This window comes from Geobacillus sp. LYN3 (genome assembly GCF_003064505.1).
Taxonomy (GTDB): Bacteria; Bacillota; Bacilli; order Bacillales; family Anoxybacillaceae; genus Parageobacillus_B; species Parageobacillus_B toebii.
In genome coordinates this window covers 264,779-265,007 of the sequence record NZ_QCWL01000001.1, presented here as the reverse complement: position 1 = coordinate 265,007, position 229 = coordinate 264,779, and the positions used below count along the sequence as shown (strand labels likewise).

General features: G+C 50.7%; 1 pseudogene. It reads left to right on the top strand.

What is annotated here, in order from left to right:
• Positions 1 to 229, top strand: a pseudogene (locus tag DCC82_RS17885) (IS1380 family transposase); the annotation flags it as partial.

Sequence of the window (229 nt, the reverse complement as noted above, 5' to 3'; positions counted from 1 at the left end):
TGCAGGGAAGGAAGGGTATCTCGTTCATGCCGAGTTGCGTCCAGGGAAACAACATGTGCAAGACAACATGCCCTCGTTTTTAGTCACCGCTATCCGTCGAGCTCGTCAACTGACTTCATCTCGTCTGCTTGTTCGCATGGATGCAGGAAACGATGCAGAAGCGAATGTGCACGTATGCCTAAAGGAAGACGTGGACTTTGTCATCAAGCGAAACTTACGCCGAGAATCG